This is a genomic window from Barnesiella viscericola DSM 18177, assembly GCF_000512915.1.
In the GTDB taxonomy this organism is placed as follows: Bacteria; Bacteroidota; Bacteroidia; order Bacteroidales; family Barnesiellaceae; genus Barnesiella; species Barnesiella viscericola.
Genome location: NZ_CP007034.1, coordinates 2,030,023 through 2,050,108 on the forward strand (window position 1 = coordinate 2,030,023; position 20,086 = coordinate 2,050,108).

A 20,086-nucleotide genomic window follows, 5' to 3' on the forward strand; every position below is an offset into this window, starting at 1 on the left:
CATATAAAAACAGGCAAATTATGAAAAAGATAATATTATCATTGGTGGTAGGTCTCTTCTTGATGGGGTGTGAGGATTTCCTCGACACCGAGCCTACTAATTTGAAAACTATGGAAAATTATCCCGAGACTCAGGAAGATGCCGAACAGGTGTTGACTGGTATATATTCGGTTTTGGCCATGCCCGATCCGTTGCAAACCTCGTTTCTGAGTTCCGAACTCCGGTCCGACAATATGTTGGGCGGCGGTGGTCCCACCGACATATCGACCAAGGCAATCGCCCAATGTCAAAAGTGGAGCGAGAGCAGTTTTGCTGTTGCCTGGCGCACCAACTACATGGGTATATTCCGGGCCAACGTCTTCCTGGAAGCCATCGACAAGATCAAGTGGGACAACGATGAAACTCGCCGGCACATGGAGGGCGAGGCTCGATTCCTGCGGGCTCATTACTATTTCGACTTGTCGAGAATGTTTGGCGATGTATGTTTGGTCAAGACTTCCGAGTCGGTCAATATCCCCCGCACACCGGCTGCCGAGACCTACGCCTTTATTGCCGCCGACTTGAAAAAGGCGATAGAGGAGTTGTTGCCTGTCGAGAAATACGATGCCGTGGAGTCGGGACGGGTCACCAAGTGGGCCGCGCAGGCCTTGATGGCACGGGTATTCCTGTTCTATACCGGCTATTATCAGCAAGATGCTCTTCCTTTGCCCGATGGCGGACAGGTGACCAAAGACGATGTGATTGCCTGGCTCGACGAGTGTACCGATACCTCGATAAGCGGTCACGATTTGGTGAGCGATTTCAGAAACCTGTGGCCCTACTCCTATGTGCAGGATTACAAATTCACGAAAGAGAATAACTTGAAGTGGGAAGGTGACGGTAACAAGGAGACGGTATTTGCCATCAAGTTCTCCAACAAGTTTGCCAACTGGGATTATCCTTATCAGAAGAGCAACCAGATATGCCTCTATTTGGGCTTGCGCGGACAGAACTATCTACGCACCTTCCCCTTTGGACAAGGTTGGGGCTTCGGTACGGTCAATCCTAAAATCTGGGAAGAGTGGCCCGATGAGGATATCCGCAAGACCGGTTCTATCTTCAACGTGACCAACCGCGACGAGGTGGTTCTGTATACCTTTGGCGCCGACTCGCATGTCGATGAAACATCGTATGTGCAAAAGAAATATATCCCCATCAATGTTTATGCCGACGGTACCCACACGGTCGTACACAATTACAGTATGGAACTGTATGGCAATACGGTCGATAACTACATGCTCAACAATACGCAGGATCTGGTGCTGATTCGTTTTGCCGATGTGCTGCTGATGGCCGCCGAGTTGAACTTGGGGAACGGGAAGGCTCAGACTTTCCTCGATCGGGTAAGAGCCCGTGTAGGATTGCCTTCGGTTCCGGCCACGTTGGACAATATCAAGAACGAGCGTCGTTTCGAGTTGGCTTTCGAGGGTGTACGTTTCTACGATTTGTTGCGCTGGCACGATGCCGACCGGGTACTCAATGAGAATCAGAAGGATATCGTGATTTATCGAAGCCGCACCGAAACGGTGACGAAGACGATTACCTACCGTCCCGAGACCAATGGCTTCCTGCAAATCCCCTTGTCGGAGATTGAATTGTCGAAAGGTGTTCTGACGGCCAATCCCGGTTGGGGCTCCGAGGCTGCCTATCAAGATATTTATTAATTTGTCTGAATTGCATCTCGGTAGATTGGGCTTCCTGAACCGCCTTTGTTCCGACGGACGGTGAAGCCCAATCTCTGAATTGTTTTGAACCTCGTTTTACTATGGAAAGAAACCGATGAAAGAAAAGATAAACGCTCTGCTGGCTCTGCTTGTATGGGGTGTGGCCTTCCCCTTGTTTGCTCAACTGCCGGTCTATCTCGACGACTCGATGCCGGTAGAGGAACGCATTGAAGATGCCTTGTCGCGTATGACACTTGAAGAAAAGATTGCCATGTGTCATGCCCAGTCCAAATTCAGTACCCCGGGGTGTCCTCGATTGGGTATTCCCGAGATTTGGATGAGCGACGGGCCTCACGGGGTAAGAATGGAGTTCGTCTGGGACGACTGGACCCATGCCCAATGGACCAACGATTCCTGTACGGCATACCCGGCTCTTACCTGTCTGGCAGCTACCTTCAACCCCGAGTTGTCTTACCGGTACGGGAAAGCTCTCGGCGAGGAGGCTCGCTATCGGGGAAAAGACATTATCCTGGGCCCTGGCGTGAATATCTATCGCACGCCGTTGAGCGGGCGTAATTTCGAGTATATGGGTGAAGACCCGTTTTTATCGTCGGTTATGGTGGTGCCTTATATCCGGGGTGTTCAGGAAAACGGAGTGGCAGCCTGTGTGAAACATTTTGTCTTGAACAACCAGGAGAAATATCGCAACGAAATCAATGTGGTGGTGAGCGACCGGGCTCTCAACGAAATCTATCTGCCGGCGTTTAAGGCTGCCGTCATGCAAGGAGGCGTGTGGGCCGTCATGGGCTCTTACAACAAATACAAGGGAACCTACTGCTCGCACAACGACACCTTGATTAACCAGATATTGAAGGGCGACTGGAAATTTGACGGGGTGATGCTGACCGACTGGGGCTCGGCCCACGACACCGACGAAGCGGCCCGGAATGGTCTGGATTTGGAGATGGGTACCTGGACCAACGGGTTGACGTGGGGATTGAGTTCGGCCTACGACCAATATTATCTGGCCCGCCCGTTCTTGGAGAAGATCAAGCGAGGCGAACTCTCCGAGAGTCTGTTGGACGAGAAGATTCGTCGAATCTTGCGCCTCTGTTTCAGGACCAACATGAACCGGGCGAGACCTTTTGGCCGGAAGCTGACCGATGAGCATACGGCTGTGGCCCGAAAGGTAGCCGAGGAGGGTATCGTGTTGTTGAAGAATGAAAATGAATTTTTCCCGATTCAGCCGGGAAGGTATAAAAAGATTGCGGTTATAGGTGAAAATGCGGTGAAAAAACTGACCGAGGGCGGAGGCTCGTCCGAGTTGAAGGCCCGTCGGGAGGTTTCGCCGTTGCAAGGGTTGATTGAAAAATATGGTAAAGAGAACATCGTGTATAGTATGGGATATGCCTCGGGAGCTCCCGATTATAACCGGGAGCTCCCCTCGGGGCTTGATGCCGATTCGCTGGTGGCCAGTGCTGTCGAGGTGGCCAAAGGTGCCGATGTCGTCTTGTTCTTCGGCGGACTGAATAAAAATTTCCGGCAAGATTGCGAGGGAGACGATCGGGAGAGTATGGATTTACCCTACGGACAGAATGAACTGCTCGATAAGATTCTGCAAGTCAATCCCAATGTGGGGGTGATTCTGATTAGTGGCAATGCCGTTTCGATGCCTTGGCTCGATAGAGTCAAAGGGTTGATGCAGTCGTGGTATCTGGGTTCCGAAGCCGGGTGGGCGACGGCCCGGGTCATCGGTGGCGAGGTGAGCCCGTCGGGGCGGTTGCCCTTCTCTATTCCTCGTCGGTTGGAGGATAACAGTGCCCACTATTTCGGGGCGAAATCCTATCCGGGCGACGGGAAGAATGTGTATTACTGCGACGACATCTTGGTGGGGTACCGTTGGCACGACACTCGCCACATTGACCCGCTGTTTCCCTTTGGGTATGGTCTCTCCTATACGCGGTTTGAGTATGGAAAAGCTCACGTAGACCGGCCGGCCTATGCGAGCTGCGATACGGTGCAGGTCGAGGTTGAGGTGGCCAATGTGGGCGATATGGACGGTGCCGAGACCGTACAGCTCTATGTGAGTCAGCAGAACCCCTCTTTGCTTCGTCCCGTAAAAGAATTGAAGGGATTCCAGAAACTTTTCTTGCGGAAGGGTGAGAAAAAATGGGTAACTTTGAATGTCCCGGTTCAGGATTTCGCGTTTTATGACGACCGGCAGGCCCGGTGGGTAGTTGAGCCGGACAGATACAAGTTGCAGATCGCAGCCTCTTCGCGCGATGTCAGACAGACAGTCGAGGTGGTTGTGAATCCTTGAAGATGAAATAGATATAAATAAAAACAAGATAGACTTATGAGAGGAATATGTTTGTGGTGCATGATGGCCCTGCTGGTGCTGTTGGCCAGTTGTAAAAGAGGAGCCGAGCAGGTGGATATTTGCATATATGGCGGTACCTCGGCTGGGGTTATTGCCGCCTATACCGCCTCGATGGAGGGGAAGAAGGTGCTGTTGATAGAACCCGGTACCCATTTGGGGGGAATGACCTCGGGGGGACTGGGTTATACCGATATTGGCAATAAATTTGTCGTGACCGGTCTGGCCCGGGATTTTTACCGCCGGATAGGTGCCCATTACGGACAGTTTGAACAATGGGTTTTTGAGCCGTCGGTCGCCGAGAAAATCTTTCAGGAGTATATCGATCGGGGGCATGTCGAGGTGTTGTATTCCTATCGATTGCACGACGTTGAGAAGGAGGGGAGTCGCATTTCGCAGATTGTCGTAGAAAATTCGGACAATCCCTCGCCCGAGAGCTATCGGCGAATAGGGGCCAAGGTCTTTATCGATTGCTCCTACGAGGGTGATCTCATGGCCAAGGCCGGGGTCTCTTATGCCGTGGGGCGGGAGGATAACTCGCTGTATGGCGAGACCTATAATGGTGTGCAACTGATGAATGGACACCAGTTTTGGGACCCCATAGACCCCTATGTCATTCCGGGCGATTCGACCAGTGGTCTCATCTGGGGTGTGAGCGACCATAAGCTGCTCCCTGCCGGCTCGGGCGACAAGAAGGTACAGGCTTATAACTTCCGGGTCTGCCTGACCGATAATCCTGAAAACATGATTCCCATCACTCGTCCCGACAATTACGATTCCACCCGATACGAGCTGGTGCTGCGGCTGCATGCCGTGTCGCCCCGAAAATCGGTCTATGACTATTTCATCTGGAGCCGTATGCCCAACTCCAAAACCGATATCAACAATGGCGGCGGAATCTCGACCGACATGATAGGCATGAACTGGGACTATCCCGAAGCCGACTACGACCGGCGGGCCGAAATCTGGAAAGCGCATGAAGATTATACCAAGGGGCTGTTCTATTTCCTGGGTCACGATGAGCGTGTGCCCCGGTTCATGCGCGACGAGATGTTGAAGTGGGGCTATCCCAAAGACGAGTATGTCGATAACGGCCATTGGACGCATCAGCTCTATGTGCGGGAGGCGCGTCGCATGGTCGGTGAGTTGGTCATGACCGAGTATCACTGTGTGGGTCGCGAGGTGGTCGACGATGTGATCGGGTGGGCTGCCTACACGATGGACTCGCATAACTGTGACCGACTGGTGGTCGACGGGGTGGTCAAGAACGAGGGGAATGTTGAGATAGGCGGTTTCCCGCCCTATCCCATCTCCTACCGGGCTCTTGTGCCCAAGCGGCAAGAGGTGACCAACCTGTTGGTGCCGGTATGCTTGTCGGCCTCGCACATAGCCTATGGGTCGATTCGCATGGAGCCGGTCTTCATGGTGTTGGGCCAGTCGGCCGCCGTGGCTGCGAGTCTGTCGATTGACCAGGGTGTCGACGTGCAAGATGTCGATGTGGCCCGGATACAGGAAATCCTGAAAACCGACCCGCTGGCCGATGGTTCGACTCCCGAGATTCTGGTCGACAACGACGACACTACCGCCGTCGAAGTACGGGGCGACTGGACCTTGGCCCACGATACCTACCGGGGATATGGCTTGAATTTTTATGTCGACAACTCCAAAGGCGATACCCTCAAAACCATCAGGTATACGCCCGAGATTCAGGCCCCCGGCTCGTATAAGGTCTATGCCTTCTTCCCCCAGTTGAGGGAGTCTACGACACATACGCCCGTGACCGTTTATACCGGTGCCGATACGGTGCAGGTGCAAGTGCATAAGGACGATGTAAAGGTCGTGGGACAGACCGGTGGCGAGTGGGTGAGCGTGGGCGAATACACGCTGCCTCGCGGGCGTGAGGCTTATGTCGAGATTTCCAACCTGGGAACCGACAATACCGTGGCGGCCGATGCCGTTCTGTTTTTGCCGCAGGAAAAGTAGAAAGTTTCTTGGATAGAGAGGGTTATAAAGGAGGAGCGCCGTATCAAGTGATACGGCGCTCCTCCTTTATTATCGATTTTTAATATCATTCTCGTACGATGATTTTTACTTGGGTAGTCGGTGTAGATACCAGGTAAAAGCCTGCGGGGAGGGGCAGGGAGCCGTGGCCGGCAATGTGCTGTTCGTTCACAAGAACTCCGGCAAGGGTATAGATGCGGATATCGGCAGGTTGTGAGGCCTCGAAACAGAGGGCTCCCGGGGCGCTCCACAGGCGAACGGGAATTTCGGCCGGGGCAGCGACAACGGCCGATGGGGTGTAGTAGTCGCTGATATGGATATTGTCGATGTCTATACCGTTGGCCGAATTGTCGGTCTTGGCAATCTTGACGCGCCAAGTGCCGGGACGCATGATCTTGAACTGGTATTCGGTCAACTCTTTTTCGATGGCAACATCTGTTTGTATGGCTTCCCAACTTTTACCTTGGTCGTTGGAGAGGAAGATGCCAAACGAAGCAGATCCTTTGTCCTCTTTGTAGCGGGCTGCCCACAGACGCAGGTAGCCTATTCCGTCGGTCTTGTCGGCGAGCATGCAGATGTAGCCCGGCTCGCCGCTGGTCGATTCGGTGAGGCGCAGGTGGGCAGCTGCATTGTCCCACTTCATATCGTTGGAACTGTTGCCGTAGGTGGCACCCACAAATTTCCACAGGCAGGTCTCGGCACTGGCATAGGTACCTCCGCTGTACATTTGGGAGCCGTCGGGCGTGTAGGCCTTTTTGGTCTCGAAGGTTTCATAGAAGTTCCAATAGCGCGCTTCGTCATCGAGTGGTTCGGCCGGGGCAATCCAGTCAGTGAGGTTCTTGATGCCAGGCAGAGTGAAATAGTCGGTAAGTGTCCCTTTGACGGTAAGCCGTTTGTGCCAGTATTGTGGATTTTCATCGAGGTTGTAGTTGTCGACATAGTCTTTTATCTGTACAGGCATCATTCGGTTCAGGTCTATTTCGTCTACATCATCTGCAATGAGGTAGGCCGATGTGCCGTCGAATGGCGGAGCCAGGTAGTAGAAATGCTTGTTGTTGGAGTAGTCTCGGTATTCGCCTACGATGTATCCGCTCACGTAGTAGCTTTTATGGTCGTTTTTCCTGGCGAGGGCCTGCGTTACGGTGAGGGGCGATTGGGCCGAACTTCCGTCACCAGCCATAATCGGGAGGATATGAGCGATTAGCAGGATAAGGGGTAGCAGTTGTTTCATGGGAATTCGAGTTTTAGTTTCGGAAAGGCAAAGGTACGAAAACTACTCGATTTCGGTGCCAAAGGTTTAAAACAAAAAAAATTGATTGTCATCACGACAACCAATCTTTGTTAACCTTAATTCTAATACCATGAAAAACACATTGCAAATGTAAGCATATAATTTGATATGCAAGCAAAAGGTACAAAAAAAATCTATCTAATTAACATTATTTTTGTATTTCAACGTTTTTCTGTCAATATGATAGGCTGTTATTGTAAAAATATTGCAAAATATTTTTACTTTTGTATCTGCTAGGGTTGAAATTTTTATTTGGTCCGATGACCTATTGGGGATAAATATTGTTATGAACATGTATAGTTAATCTTAAAAATGAGTTTTATGAAGAAAATTTTGTGGAGTTTCCTTGTATTGGTAGGGCTTGTTGCCCTGAGTTCGTGTGACGATGACAAGCAAGTGGATTTCAAAACTTTGCCGGCTTCAATACAGGAGTTTGTCGGTACCTATTTTGCCGATGTGAAGGTGATTAAGTCTGAGAAAGATGATGAGGAGCCTCGTTACAAGGTGTGGTTGAGCAACGGATTTGAGTTGAAATTCTACAAAGATGGAGGTTGGCAAGAGGTCGATGGTAACTGGCAAGTGTTGCCGTCGGCATTGCAGATGGGGATATTGCCTGGCAATCTGCTCACTTATACGGCTACGGAGTATCCCGATGCCGGTATCGTAGAGGCGGCACGTTATAGCTGGGGTTATCAAGTGGAACTGAACACGGCTCCTGCTATTGAATTGCATTTCAACAACGACGGAGAAATCACAATGACCGATCGCCGTTAATCGGGGAGTGTATGCTCCTCCTTATGGCTTGCGCCGGTAGGTAACAAAGGTGTAGGGGTAGGCGTGCCGCTCGTCGGCCGGCATCTCCTGCACCTCTTCTTTTATCCAGCGGGATTCGTCGATGGGAGGGAAGAAGGTGTCGGCATCGGCAAAGGTGTGGTGTATGTGGGTGATGTAGAGGGTGTCGGCCCGATCGATGGTCTCGTTGTAGAGGGTGGCTCCGCCGATGATGAAGATGAGGTCGTCGGGCGACTGGGCCGTCAGCTCGTCGAGGTTGTGCACTACCGTGACCCCTGGCCAGGCAAGGTCGGGGTTGTGGGTGAGCACGATGTTCCGCCGGTTGGGCAGGGCCCCCTTGGGCAGCGACTCGAAGGTGCGACGTCCCATCACCACGGTGTGCCCCGAGGTGAGGGTCTTGAAATGTTTCAGGTCGTTGGGCAGGTGGCACAGCAACTGCTGGTTGCGGCCTATGGCCCCGTTGTCGGCCACGGCGGCAATGAGTGCGATGGGGTTCTTCATCATACGGCTACTTTCCCGGCAATGTGGGGGTGTGGATTATAATCGGTCAGTTCAAAGTCTTCGTACTGGAAGTCGAAGATGTTTTTTACCTCGGGGTTCAGCTTCATCTTGGGGAGTGGTCGTGGTTCGCGGGTGAGCTGTTCGCGCACCTGTTCCAGGTGGTTGTTGTAGATATGGGCATCGCCCAGGGTGTGGACGAACTCGCCGGCTTCGAGCCCGGTGACCTGGGCTACCATGAGCAGCAGCAGGGCATACGAGGCGATGTTGAAGGGCACGCCCAGGAAGATGTCGGCGCTGCGCTGGTAGAGTTGCAGGCTCAGTTTGCCGTCGGCCACGTAGAACTGGAAGAAGGCGTGGCAGGGGGGGAGATTCATCTGAGGCAGGTCGGCCACGTTCCAGGCGCTCACGATGATGCGGCGCGAGTCGGGGTTGTGCTTGATGGTCTCGATGGCCTCGGTTATCTGGTCGATGTGGCCGCCGTTATAGTCGGGCCAGGAGCGCCATTGGTAGCCGTAGATATGGCCCAGGTCGCCGTTTGCGTCGGCCCATTCGTTCCAGATGCGTACGCCGTGCTCTTGCAGATATTTCACATTGGTATCGCCTTTGAGAAACCACAGCAGTTCGTAGATAATCGATTTGAGGTGCAGCTTCTTGGTGGTGAGCAGGGGGAACCCGTCGTGCAGGTCGAATCGCATTTGATAGCCGAACACGCTATGGGTACCCGTGCCCGTGCGGTCCTCTTTGAGGACGCCGTGGTCGAGCACATGTTGCAGCAGGTCGAGATATTGTTTCATGGTGGATTGAGCGTTATTTGATTTGCAGCAGGCGGCTGAACCCGAGGCACGAGATGGAGAATCCCAATTTGCAGCCCCGAATCATGTCGCCCTCTATGGCGTTGAAATTTTTGAACTGTTCGCGGTTGATAAAGATTTTGGTGCGAATCGACGCGGTGAAGATTTCGCGGTGACCTCGCCAGAACGACGGTACCAGCGAGACGGTGTTGGAGAAGCGGTAGTCGAAGCAGATGCCTGCCGTCCAGTTGAAGTTGGAGTAGGCCAGCGTAGCCCGTTCGTTGCTGCCGTCGGGGATACGTACCTGATCGGAGTAGCCCGACCAGATGCACCCGGCATAGGGCATGAGGGCAAAGTATTTGGTCGAGACGAGCTGTTGTCCCAGGCTCAGCGAAATCGAGGTGTAGGTATTGTGCCCGTTGCGGTACCAGGTGTCGCGAATGTCGTCTTTCTGCACGTTGATGTCTTGACGGGTGCGGGCCATACCGGCCGAGAAGTCGCACAACAGGTGGGTGTTGGCATAGCCCAGGTCAAACCCGAAGTGGATTTGCCAGGCGGGGTCCCAATAGCGGGCAATGTCACCCACGGGCCAGGAAGCGCCGGTACCCAGGTAGAAGCCGTAGCCGAACCGGCGGGGCGAGATGTGGGGAACGGCCGGGGCCGGGTTGTCGATAAGCTCTTTGGTCACGTAGAACTCCCACTCCTGCAACCGCTCCTCGTTCTGTCCGTGCTCGGTCTCTTCCTCGGCCTTTTGGCTTTGCTCCTTGTAGAGGTCCATGTACTGGCGGGTGCGGTTATCGGCCTCGATGCCCACCACGCCCAGGTTCAACTCGGTCTGCAACCGGCGGCGATAAAATTCGAGCAGGTCATATTTTAGCTGGAACAGGCGCAGCTGATTCTCGGTGCGAATGGTCGGGTCGGCAAAGGAGTGGCGCTTGTCGAAGCAGGCTTGTGCCTCGTTGCGTACCGTGCTGGTGTTGCCGTCGCGGCTTTTGGTCTTCTCGATTTGCAGGAAGGCGACGAATGCCGAGGGCACGCTTTTGAGGCTGAGCGTGTCTTGAAAATCGTCCCACGTCAGTTTGCCTTCGTTCCAGAATTTGTATTCGGTGAACTCTTCGCCCCGGGTGACTGCCGGGAGCAGGAGGGCAAGAACAAGAAATATCGAAAGCCGTTTCATAGGTGTGAGGTATTATAGAGATTCGAGAATGCGTTTTAAGACCACTTGGGCCGATATTTCCCGGTTGGCCGCCTCGGGGATAACCAGCGACTGGGGACTCTCGATGACGTCGTCGGTCACAATCATGTTGCGCCGTACCGGCAGGCAGTGCATGAAGAAGGCGTGGTTGGTCAGGGCCATCTTCTCGCTGTCGACCGTCCAGCTGCGGTCGGTACTCAGCACCTCGCCGTAGTGCGGGTCGGCATAGGCGGCCCAGTTCTTGGCATAGATGAAATCGGCCCCTTCGAAGGCTTTGCGCTGGTCATACTCCACCCGGGCCCGTCCCACGAAGCGCGGGTCGAGTTCATACCCTTCGGGGTGGGTGATGACGAAATCGTAGTCGGTCTCGTTCATCCACTCGGCAAACGAGTTGGGTACCGCCTGCGGCAAGGCCTTGGGGTGTGGTGCCCAGGTGAGCACCACTTTGGGGCGCGCCGTCAGCTTGTGCTCCTCGATGGTGATGAGGTCGGCAAAGCTCTGCAAGGGGTGGCGGGTAGCCGCCTCCATGCTGAACACGGGGCGTCCCGAGTATTGGATAAACTGGTTGAGGATTTTCTCTTCGTAGTCGTCGCTCTTGCTCTCGAAGCGGGCAAAGGAGCGTACGCCTATCACGTCGCAGTAGCAGCCCATCACGGGAATGGCTTCGAGCAGATGCTCGGGCTTGTCGCCGTCCATCACTACCCCGCGTTCGGTTTCGAGCTTCCAGGCTCCCTGATTCACGTCGAGCACCATCACGTTCATGCCCAGGTTCATCGCCGCCTTTTGGGTGCTTAGGCGGGTGCGCAGGCTCGAATTGAAGAAGATCATCATGAGGGTGCGGTTCTCACCCAGCCGTTTGTAGGCAAAGCGGTTGGCTTTGACTTCGAGGGCTTCGCGGACGGCCGTTTTCAGGTCGCCTATGTCGTGTACGTTGGTAAAGTGTCTCATAATCTTTTTTCTATTGACGGGTTTGTCCGTTGCCGGAAATGATATATTTATAAGTGGTCAGCTCGGGCAGAGCCATGGGCCCCCGGGCGTGGAGTTTCTGGGTGCTGATGCCGATTTCGGCGCCGAAGCCGAACTGGCCTCCGTCGGTGAATGCCGTGGAGACGTTGGTGTAGACGCAGGCGGCGTCGACCCGGCGGGTAAATTGTCGCTTGTGTTCCTCGTTGTCGGTCACGATGCACTCGCTGTGTTTCGACGAGTAGCGGGCTATGTGGTCCAGCGCCTCGTCAAACGAGGCTACCGTCTTCACGGCCATCTTGTAGTCGAGAAATTCGGTGCCGAAACTCTGGTCGGTCGCCGGTTGCAGCAAGTCGTCGGGGTAGTGCCCCGACAGTGCCTCGTAGGCTTGCGGGTCGGCATAGATGATGACCTGTTTCCCGGCCAGCGGCTCGCAGAGGGCGGGCAGGTCGGGCAGCCGCTTTTCGTGGACGATGAGGCAATCGAGGGCATTGCACACGCTCACCCGACGGGTTTTGGCATTGCACACGATGTTGCGTCCCATGGCCAGGTCGCCATATTCGTCGAAATAGGTGTGGCATATCCCCGCCCCGGTTTCGATGACCGGCACGAGAGCATGTTCGCGCACGTAGTTGATGAGGCGGCTGCTTCCCCGGGGAATCACCAGGTCGACCTTTCCCACGGCTGTTAACAACTGGTCGGTAACGTGGTGGTCGTTGGGTAGTAAAACCGCTGTGTTCGAGTCGATTCCATGACTTATCAACACCTTGTTGATAATGTTCATAAGTGCCTGGTTGGAGCAGGCGGCATCGTGCCCGCCCTTCAAGATGCAGACGTTGCCCGATTTCAGGCAGAGCGAGAAGACGTCGAACGTCACGTTGGGTCGTGCCTCGTAGATGATTCCAATGACTCCGAATGGTACCGATACCTTGTCGATGTGCATGCCGTTGGGGCGGTCGAACGAGGCCAGTGTGCATCCCAGCGGCGAGGGCAGTGAGGCGACGCGTCGCATGTCGGCCGTGATGCCGGCCAGACGCTCCGAGGTAAGCATCAGCCGGTCATACCGAGGGTCGTTCGGGTCCATGCGTTCCAGGTCGCGGCGGTTCTCCTGCAAGAGGTAGTCGGTCTGCCGGTCTGCCTCGTCGGCCACGGCACAGAGCACGCGGGCTATCGTGGCGTCGTCGATAAGGTTCAACTTGTTGGCTGCCACCCGGGCAAGGTCGAGAATGTGTGACAGGTCGGTAGTCATGGCTGTGATGTGTGTATTTGAACAAAAGTAATCTTTTTTTTCGAGTGCGGGGACAAGATTCCCGTTAAAGTTGTTCGAGATAGAGATAATCGCAATGGACTAACGGGCGTGCTCCCTGTTTGCCGATGAGCTGACGGGCCGACTCGCTGTCGAACGATACCCTTCCCACCCCGATGGCGTGCCCTTCGGCATCGACAATGCGCACGATGTCGTCACGCTCGAAATCGCCTTCGATACGGGTGACCCCGATGGGCAGGATGCTGGCGGCCGGCTGCGAGTGAATGGCCTCGACGGCTCCGGCGTTTAGGTAGAGCCGCCCCTTGGCAAACCCCTCGGAGTGGGCAATCCACCGCTTGATGCTCGATATGGGGGTCGGCGAGGGGACGAACCGCGTGCATACCTCGGTGCTCCCGGCACAGAGCAGGCGGGGCAGAATGTTCTCGCGCTTGCCGTTGGCGATGACAACCTCGATACCTTCGTCGGCCACCTTGCGGGCGATATGGCATTTGGTGAGCATGCCGCCCCGGCCGAACGACGATTTGCCCGACTGGATATATTGCGACAACTCCTGTCCAGGGTGTATCTCGGTGATGACCCGCGTGCCCGCTTCGCCCGGCACCCCGTTGTAGATGCCGTCGATGTTGCTGAGAATGACCAGCGTCTCGACGTCCATCATGGCCGAGATGAGTCCCGAGAGTTCGTCGTTGTCGGTAAACATGAGCTCGGTCACCGAGATGGTGTCGTTCTCGTTGACGATGGGAATCACCCGGTTTTCGAGCATCACCTCCATGCACTGTTTCTGGGTGAGGTACTGCCGGCGGGTGGAGAAGTTCTCCTTGGTGGTGAGCACCTGTCCACAGGCGATGTGGTGCTCGCGGAAGAGCTCGTAGTAGCGGTTGATGAGTTTGGCTTGTCCCACGGCCGAGAAGAGCTGGCGGGCCGATACCGCATCGAGCTTGCGGTCGATGTGCAGCTCGCTGCGACCCGAGGCCACCGCCCCCGACGAGACCACAATCACGTCGAGCCCGGCCTTGTGCAGGTCGGCAATCTGGTCGGTGAGGGCCGACATGCGGGTGATGTCGAGCGACCCGTCGCGTCGGGTGAGCACGTTGCTCCCTATCTTCACGGCTATGCGTTTGCGGTTGTAACTCATGACTGTATGGCAAATTGTTCAATCATCTCGATATAGCGGCTCCACTGGGGGTCGCTTTCGGCCCCTATCTGTACGGGCAGGGGCGGATAGGCGGCAAAGGTCTGTTCGACCACCTGCCCGAAGGCTTCGGCCGAGGTCCCGTAGTATTCGTATCGGGCCGTCCGGTTGCCGATGAAGATGGCCGTGAGAACCGCCACCTCGTCGGCTTCGAGTGCCTGGCGCAGCTGTTCGTTGAGCAGGTCGAGCCCCTGAGTCTCCTTGTCGGTGGGCATACCCTTCGAGTCGCCCTTGTATTGCCACACGAGGGCAATACGGGTGGCAAAGCGCCCCGACTGCCGCGGGGTGTCGAGGAAAAGCCGTCCCCGCACGATGAGGGGCTTGCCCTCGTTCTCGGCGTCGGCTACGAACCATTCGTTGCTGGCTTGCATGGCGTCTGTATCGGTTAGGCGATTACTTGCTGCTCTTGTTGTCCTTGTCGCGTATCTCTACCCGGCGAATCTTGCCGCTGATGGTCTTGGGCAGCTCGTCGACAAACTCGATGACACGCGGATATTTGTAGGGGGCGGTAACCCGTTTTACGTGGTCCTGAATCTCCTTGATGAGCGCCTCGCCGGCCTTCTCCTTGTAGGCAGCCGAGAGTACGATGGTGGCTTTGACCAACTGGCCCCGTATCTCGTCGGGTACCCCGGTGACGGCACACTCGACGACAGCCGGGTGAGTCATCAGGGCACTCTCTACCTCGAACGGGCCGATGCGGTAGCCCGACGACTTGATTACGTCGTCGGCCCGGCCTACGAACCAGAAGTAGCCGTCTTCGTCGCGCCAGGCCACATCGCCCGTGTAGTAGATGTTGTCGTGGTAGGCTTCGCGGGTCTTCTCGGGGTCGCGGTAGTACTCCTTGAAGAGGCCCAGCGGTTTGCCGTGGTCGGTGCGAATGACGATTTGTCCCTGTTCGCCCTCCTCGGCCGAGCGGCCGTCGGCCGTGAGCAGGTCGATGTCGTATTGCGGGTTGCGTATGCCCATTGAGCCCGGTTTGGGTTCTACCCAGGGATAGGTGGCGATGGTGAGGGTAGTCTCGGTCTGGCCGAATCCCTCCATCAGTTTGATGCCCGTGAGGCGCAGCCACTCTTCATAGACCTTGGGGTTGAGCGCTTCGCCGGCGATGGTGCAGTATTGCAGCGACGAGAGGTCGTATTTGGACAGGTCTTCGCGAATGAGGAAGCGGAAGACGGTGGGCGGCGCGCAGAACGAGGTGATGTGGTAGTTGTGTATCATGTCGAGCACGTCGGCCGGTTTGAACTTCTCGAAGTCGTAGACAAAGACGTTGGCTCCGGCAATCCACTGTCCGTAGAGCTTGCCCCACACCGCCTTGCCCCAACCGGTGTCGGCCAGGGTGAGGTGCAGGCTGCCTTCGTGCAGGTTGTGCCAGAAGGAGCCGGTGATGATATGTCCCAGCGGGTAGGTGAAGTCGTGGGCCACCATCTTGGGCTCGCCGGTCGTTCCCGAGGTGAAGTAGAGCAGCGAGATGTCGTCGTTGCTGTTGGGGTGTTCGGGACGCACGAAGGGGGCGGCCGATTCGATGCCGCGATGGAAATCGTCCCACCCCTCGGGCACGATGGGGCCTATCGAGATGCAGTGTTGCAGCGAGGGCGACTCGGGACGGGCGCGGTTGATGTGGCCGAGCACGATCTCGTCGCCGCACGCCACGATGGCCTTGATGTCGGCGGCGTTGCAACGGTAGATGATATCCTTTTCGGTCAGCAGGTGAGTGGCGGGGATACACACTGCACCCAGCTTGTGGAGGGCGATAATCGAGAACCAGAACTCAAAGCGGCGTTTGAGTATGAGCATTACCATGTCGCCGTGGCCGATGCCCAGCGACTGGAAATAGGCGGCCGTCTTGTCGCTCTCGCGTTTGATGTCGGCAAAGGTGAAGTCGATGCGCTCGCCCCGGTCGTTGGTCCAGAGCAGAGCCTGTTTGTCGGGCGCAATGCGGGCCCATTCGTCTACGACGTCATACCCGAAGTTGAAATTCTCGGGCACCTTTACCTTGAAATTCTGCATGAAGTCTTCCTGCGAGGAGAAAGAGGTCTTATCCAAAAAGCGTTCTAACATAATCGTGTATCTGATGCGAGAAGGGTATGAATCTCCCTTCTCTTGTTTTCTTGATGTTTATAAAAAAATAAATGAGTGGCAGCAACGGCTTTTCTCCCTCGTTAAAAGATGATGGCCAGGAACCGTACCGGTTTGTCGCCGATGGTCTTCATACCGTGGGGACGGGTGGAGTCGAAAATGATGCTGTCACCCTCGTGGAGTACAAGCTCCTTCTCGCCGATGCGCAGGTGCATGCTTCCCTCCATCACGATGTTGAACTCCTGTCCCGGGTGGGTGTTGAGGGTGAAGGGAGCCTCGGGAGCCGAGGGCTCTACGGTCACCATGAAGGGGTCGGCCTTGCGGTTGGCAAACCCGGCGGCCAACGACTGGTATTTGTAGGCCTTGGTGCGCTCGACGGCCACCCCCTTGTCCTTGCGGGTGAGGAAATAGGAGTTCATGCGGGGCTCGTAGCCAAACATGAGGGCAGGCAATTCTACCCCATAATGGCGGGCAATCTGGTGCAGGAAACTCACGGGAATATCTTTTTCGCCCGACTCGTATCCCCGGTAGGTTTCGAGGTCGATGTGGCAGGCGGCGGCAATCTCTTCGGGCGTCAGGTCGAGTGCGTCACGCAATCCGACAAGACGTTCGGCTATCTGTTTTATCTCTTCACTCATAATGCAAATGTTTAAAAGAGGATTAAATATCTCTTACAAAATTAGCAAAACGAGAAAGAAAAAAGGAAAAATGAAATGGAAATAGGTCGGTAGATTCTATTTTGTAACTTTTATTAAGAAAAGTGCTGCCGAGCGACAGCCGTTGTTGCGCATTTGCAAAACGGGTGTGCAATCTCTACTCTTCGCCCTCGGCCTGAGGTACATACTGGTAGGCGCCGATGTCTACCCGTTCGAGGCGGGAGTTGCCATACATGTCCTTGTCGAGAGGCGGCTGGGCAAATGCCGGGTCGCCCTTGCCGATGGCACCCGACTCTTCGGAGCCTATCTGGTAGTTGTAGTAGTAATGCTCTTCGCCCGTAGCCTTGAAGAGCGGCATGCCGCCCCACACGGTGTTGATAAAGTTGGCGTCGTCTTCACCCATGGAGTTGAAGAGACAGGAGCGGAAGAGGACATGGCTGCCCGTGAAATCGATACCCGACACCTCGGAGCTCTTTCCGCAGAGTATCGAGTTGTTGAAGCTGGCTCGCAGCAGTGGAGCGCCGCCCTGTATGGAGTCGGCCGCGGCACAATAGCCCAGCGTTACGATGGGGGCGGTAATCACGTCGTAGAAATAGTAGTTGACGATGGTGCAGTGGGTAAAGTCGGCAGCCCCGCCCGTGAGCGAGAGCACGGCCCCGGCGGCGTCCGACAGTTCGCTGTTCCAGCAGTAGAGCCGGCTGTATTTCGAGGTGATGAGGTTGCCCGACGAGTTGCGTATGCGCGAGTTGGCGATTTCGAGACGCATCTCTTCGGTGGCACACGAGTCGAGTACGATGCCCGAGCTCATGCCCCGCACATAGGCATGGGCGATTTTGTTCCCCACGCTCTCGGGGTAGAAGCGTATGCCGCCCCACTGTCCCCCCAGGTTGTCGTAGGGGAGGTCGGCGAAGAGTCGGTCGAGCCGGTCGCCCCGAATCTGTATGGGAGCCTCCTGCGTTCCTTCGGCCTGCAAGCGGCCCTGTACCAGCAGCGAGGCCCGGTTGTGGAAATGTAGCCGCGCCCCCGGGTCGAGTTGGAGGGTAGCCCCCGGTGCCACTACCAGACTGTCGTAGATGAGGTAGGGCCGGTCGGCCGTGAGGCGGGTATCGGCGGTGAGCGTCTCGCCCCGCTTGATGATTACGTCCTGCCCGTAGGCGGTGAGCTTCACGTCTTGCTGCACCCCGTTGGTGAGGAAGACAATCGAGTCGACGATGAAGATGGGATTGTCCTCGTTGGTGGGGTCGATGTTGGCCTCGACAAAGACGTAGAGACTGTCTTTGCCCCGAATCTCGACATCGGTGAAATAGTCGCCCGACATGCCGTCGACGTTGATATGGAAGCCCGAATGTTCGGCATCGGCCAGCTTGATGCTCGAGATGTTGAGCGATTTCTTGTTGGGGTTGTAGATGCGGAACGAGCGGGTCGAGGTTCCTATCGTGGTGAACACGGTGTCGAAGGCTACCGTGTCGGTCGAGAATGCGAGCACGTGCGACGGACTCGTGGTGAAGTCGTCGTCGATGCAGCCGGTCAGCCACGTGGCGACCAGCAGGCACAGCGAACAGATGGCAGCGGTTATCCCTCTCATGATATTATAAAAACGGTACCCGTGCCGCTTTATTGCAACCCGCCGGTGATTTCTTCGCGACGGGAATAAAAACGGATTTGTAAAATCAGATTCTTTTCTTTAAGTTTGCTCAACGATAGCGAGGGGTGAGACCTGAGGCAAGTGAAAGCGTCGGGTTCAACCGGTGATGAAGCTCAGCCTGCCTTATCCCCTGATAATATAAACACAGAGACTATGTTACTGACGACAACGCCCACGGTAGAGGGGCGACGAATTGTGACCTATTACGGGGTGGTGACCGGCGAGACCATTATCGGGGCCAATGTGATGCGTGACTTCATGGCCGGCATACGCGACTTTTTCGGCGGCCGCTCGGGTGCCTATGAAGAGGTGTTGCGCGAAGCGAAGAACACGGCACTCGAAGAGATGGCGCAAGAGGCGCAGCGGCTGGGTGCCAACGCCGTGGTGGGCATCGACCTCGACTACGAGACGGTGGGCGGCTCGGGCAGCATGTTGATGGTGACGTGCAGCGGTACGGCCGTGCGCATCGAGTAAGAAAGTGTAATTGAAATCGTTTCGTCTATGAAATACTATTTGATTGCCGGCGAGGCTTCGGGCGACCTGCATGCCTCGAACTTGATGAAGGCGTTGAAGCGCGAGGACCCCGATGCCGACTTCCGTTACTTCGGGGGCGACCTCATGGCGGCTTGTGGCGGCACGCTGGTGAAGCACTATCGCGACATGGCCTACATGGGCTTTATCCCGGTGCTGATGAATCTCGACAAGGTACTGGCCAATATGCGCCTGTGCAAGCAGGATATTGCCGCTTGGCGTCCCGATGTGGTGATTCTGGTCGACTACCCGGGTTTCAACTTGAAGATAGCCAAGTATGTGAAGAGCCGGTTGGGCCTGCCGGTCTACTATTATATTTCGCCCAAGATATGGGCCTGGAAGGAGTGGCGGGTGAAGAGTATCCGCCGCTATGTCGACCGGCTCTACTCCATCTTGCCCTTTGAGGTCGATTTCTATGCCCGCCACCACTATGCGGTGGAGTATGTGGGCAATCCCACGGTCGACGAACTGGCGGCGCGACCTTTTGCCGATGAGACTTTCGATGAGTTTGTGACCGCCTGCGGATTGGAGCGCAAGCCCATCATTGCCCTGCTGGCCGGCAGCCGGGTGGCCGAAATCAAGAATAACCTGCCGCTGATGATCGAGGCGGCCGAGGCCTATCCCGATTACCAACTGGTGGTGGCGGGAGCTCCCGGAATCCCGCCCCAACTCTATGCTCCCTATTTGCAGGGGCACCGGGTGAAGGTGGTCGAGGGCAAGACCTACCGGCTGTTGCAACAAAGCCGGGCTGCACTGGTCACCTCGGGGACCGCTACGCTCGAAACCGCTCTGCTGCGGGTGCCGCAGGTGGTGTGTTACTGGGTAGGCGGGGGCAAACTGTTCTACAAGACGTTCGAGAAGATTTTGCGGGTGCCTTACGTTTCGCTGGTCAATCTCATAGCCGATGCCCCCGTGGTGTGCGAACTGTTGGGCTACCGGGCTACGGTCGAGAATCTGCGTCGTGAACTGGCTAGCCTGTTCGACGAAGAGAATCGGGAGCGCATGCTGGCCGGGTATGACCGGGTGGCTCGCCGGTTGGGCTCGCCGGGTGCGCCCGAGCAGGCCGCTCGCTCCATGGTGTCGGCCTTGCGGGGTTGAGGATAAA

Annotated in this window: 17 protein-coding genes; 6 read left to right on the forward strand and 11 right to left on the reverse strand. The window is 55.8% G+C overall.

Features of this window, described 5'->3' with window-relative positions; genetic code table 11:
- Positions 1 to 20 precede the first annotated feature (20 nt).
- The 3 genes from BARVI_RS08275 (at position 21) to BARVI_RS08285 (ending at position 6,063) form a co-directional block, all read left to right on the forward strand.
- On the forward strand, positions 21 to 1,703 hold the full coding sequence (locus BARVI_RS08275) for a RagB/SusD family nutrient uptake outer membrane protein (RefSeq protein ID WP_025278779.1): 1,683 nt from the start codon (positions 21 to 23) through the stop codon (positions 1,701 to 1,703).
- Between the two features lie 115 nt (positions 1,704 to 1,818).
- Positions 1,819 to 4,023 carry a beta-glucosidase family protein gene (locus BARVI_RS08280; protein ID WP_025278780.1) on the forward strand — a complete coding sequence of 735 codons (2,205 nt, stop codon included), beginning with the start codon at positions 1,819 to 1,821 and terminating at the stop codon, positions 4,021 to 4,023.
- Between the two features lie 36 nt (positions 4,024 to 4,059).
- Complete coding sequence (locus tag BARVI_RS08285; RefSeq protein WP_025278781.1) at positions 4,060 to 6,063, forward strand: FAD-dependent oxidoreductase; 2,004 nt, start codon at positions 4,060 to 4,062, stop codon at positions 6,061 to 6,063.
- Between the two features lie 85 nt (positions 6,064 to 6,148).
- Here the strand turns inward: BARVI_RS08285 and BARVI_RS08290 are convergent, their stop codons facing one another.
- Positions 6,149 to 7,312 (reverse strand): DUF6359 domain-containing protein, encoded by a 1,164-nt coding sequence (locus BARVI_RS08290; RefSeq protein WP_025278782.1) that lies wholly within the window; start codon positions 7,310 to 7,312, stop codon positions 6,149 to 6,151.
- Positions 7,313 to 7,693: 381 nt separating this feature from the next.
- Here BARVI_RS08290 and BARVI_RS08295 point away from each other — a divergent pair, with 381 nt between their 5' ends.
- Positions 7,694 to 8,146, forward strand: coding sequence for a PepSY-like domain-containing protein (locus BARVI_RS08295; protein WP_198015963.1), 453 nt, complete (start codon positions 7,694 to 7,696; stop codon positions 8,144 to 8,146).
- A 21-nt stretch (positions 8,147 to 8,167) separates the two neighbouring features.
- On the opposite strand, the gene BARVI_RS08300 is transcribed toward BARVI_RS08295, so the two are convergent.
- The 10 genes from BARVI_RS08300 to BARVI_RS08345 form a co-directional block, all read right to left on the reverse strand.
- Positions 8,168 to 8,668 (reverse strand): dihydrofolate reductase, encoded by a 501-nt coding sequence (locus tag BARVI_RS08300; protein WP_025278784.1) that lies wholly within the window; start codon positions 8,666 to 8,668, stop codon positions 8,168 to 8,170.
- Positions 8,665 to 9,459 (reverse strand): thymidylate synthase, encoded by a 795-nt coding sequence (locus tag BARVI_RS08305; RefSeq protein ID WP_025278785.1) that lies wholly within the window; start codon positions 9,457 to 9,459, stop codon positions 8,665 to 8,667. Before BARVI_RS08305 ends, BARVI_RS08300 begins: the two co-directional genes overlap by 4 nt.
- A gap of 13 nt (positions 9,460 to 9,472) precedes the next feature.
- On the reverse strand, positions 9,473 to 10,633 hold the full coding sequence (locus BARVI_RS08310; RefSeq protein ID WP_025278786.1) for a hypothetical protein: 1,161 nt from the start codon (positions 10,631 to 10,633) through the stop codon (positions 9,473 to 9,475).
- 12 nt (positions 10,634 to 10,645) lie between these two features.
- Positions 10,646 to 11,599, reverse strand: a complete 954-nt coding sequence (locus BARVI_RS08315) for an N-acetylornithine carbamoyltransferase (RefSeq protein ID WP_025278787.1) — start codon at positions 11,597 to 11,599, stop codon at positions 10,646 to 10,648.
- A 10-nt stretch (positions 11,600 to 11,609) separates the two neighbouring features.
- Positions 11,610 to 12,863: a glutamate-5-semialdehyde dehydrogenase gene (locus BARVI_RS08320; protein WP_025278788.1), complete on the reverse strand. Its 1,254-nt coding sequence runs from the start codon at positions 12,861 to 12,863 to the stop codon at positions 11,610 to 11,612.
- A 64-nt stretch (positions 12,864 to 12,927) separates the two neighbouring features.
- A complete protein-coding gene (proB, locus tag BARVI_RS08325; RefSeq protein ID WP_025278789.1) occupies positions 12,928 to 14,016 on the reverse strand; it encodes a glutamate 5-kinase in 1,089 nt (362 codons plus the stop codon).
- The gene (locus BARVI_RS08330; RefSeq protein WP_025278790.1) at positions 14,013 to 14,444 is read right to left on the reverse strand and encodes a DUF695 domain-containing protein; all 432 of its coding nucleotides are present in this window, start codon (positions 14,442 to 14,444) and stop codon (positions 14,013 to 14,015) included. The genes proB and BARVI_RS08330 overlap by 4 nt, the downstream gene beginning before the upstream one ends.
- A 22-nt stretch (positions 14,445 to 14,466) precedes the next feature.
- Entirely contained in the window at positions 14,467 to 16,131 is a 1,665-nt protein-coding gene (locus tag BARVI_RS08335) for an AMP-binding protein (protein WP_025278791.1), read from the reverse strand.
- A 101-nt stretch (positions 16,132 to 16,232) separates the two neighbouring features.
- A complete protein-coding gene (locus BARVI_RS08340; RefSeq protein WP_025278792.1) occupies positions 16,233 to 16,787 on the reverse strand; it encodes a helix-turn-helix domain-containing protein in 555 nt (184 codons plus the stop codon).
- Between the two features lie 175 nt (positions 16,788 to 16,962).
- A complete protein-coding gene (locus BARVI_RS08345) occupies positions 16,963 to 18,390 on the reverse strand; it encodes a hypothetical protein (RefSeq protein ID WP_025278793.1) in 1,428 nt (475 codons plus the stop codon).
- Between the two features lie 213 nt (positions 18,391 to 18,603).
- On the opposite strand from BARVI_RS08345, the gene BARVI_RS08350 reads away from it, so the two are divergent.
- A complete protein-coding gene (locus tag BARVI_RS08350; RefSeq protein ID WP_025278794.1) occupies positions 18,604 to 18,924 on the forward strand; it encodes a heavy metal-binding domain-containing protein in 321 nt (106 codons plus the stop codon).
- A 27-nt stretch (positions 18,925 to 18,951) separates the two neighbouring features.
- Positions 18,952 to 20,079, forward strand: a complete 1,128-nt coding sequence (gene lpxB, locus BARVI_RS08355; protein ID WP_025278795.1) for a lipid-A-disaccharide synthase — start codon at positions 18,952 to 18,954, stop codon at positions 20,077 to 20,079.
- The last annotated feature ends 7 nt before the right edge of the window (positions 20,080 to 20,086 follow it).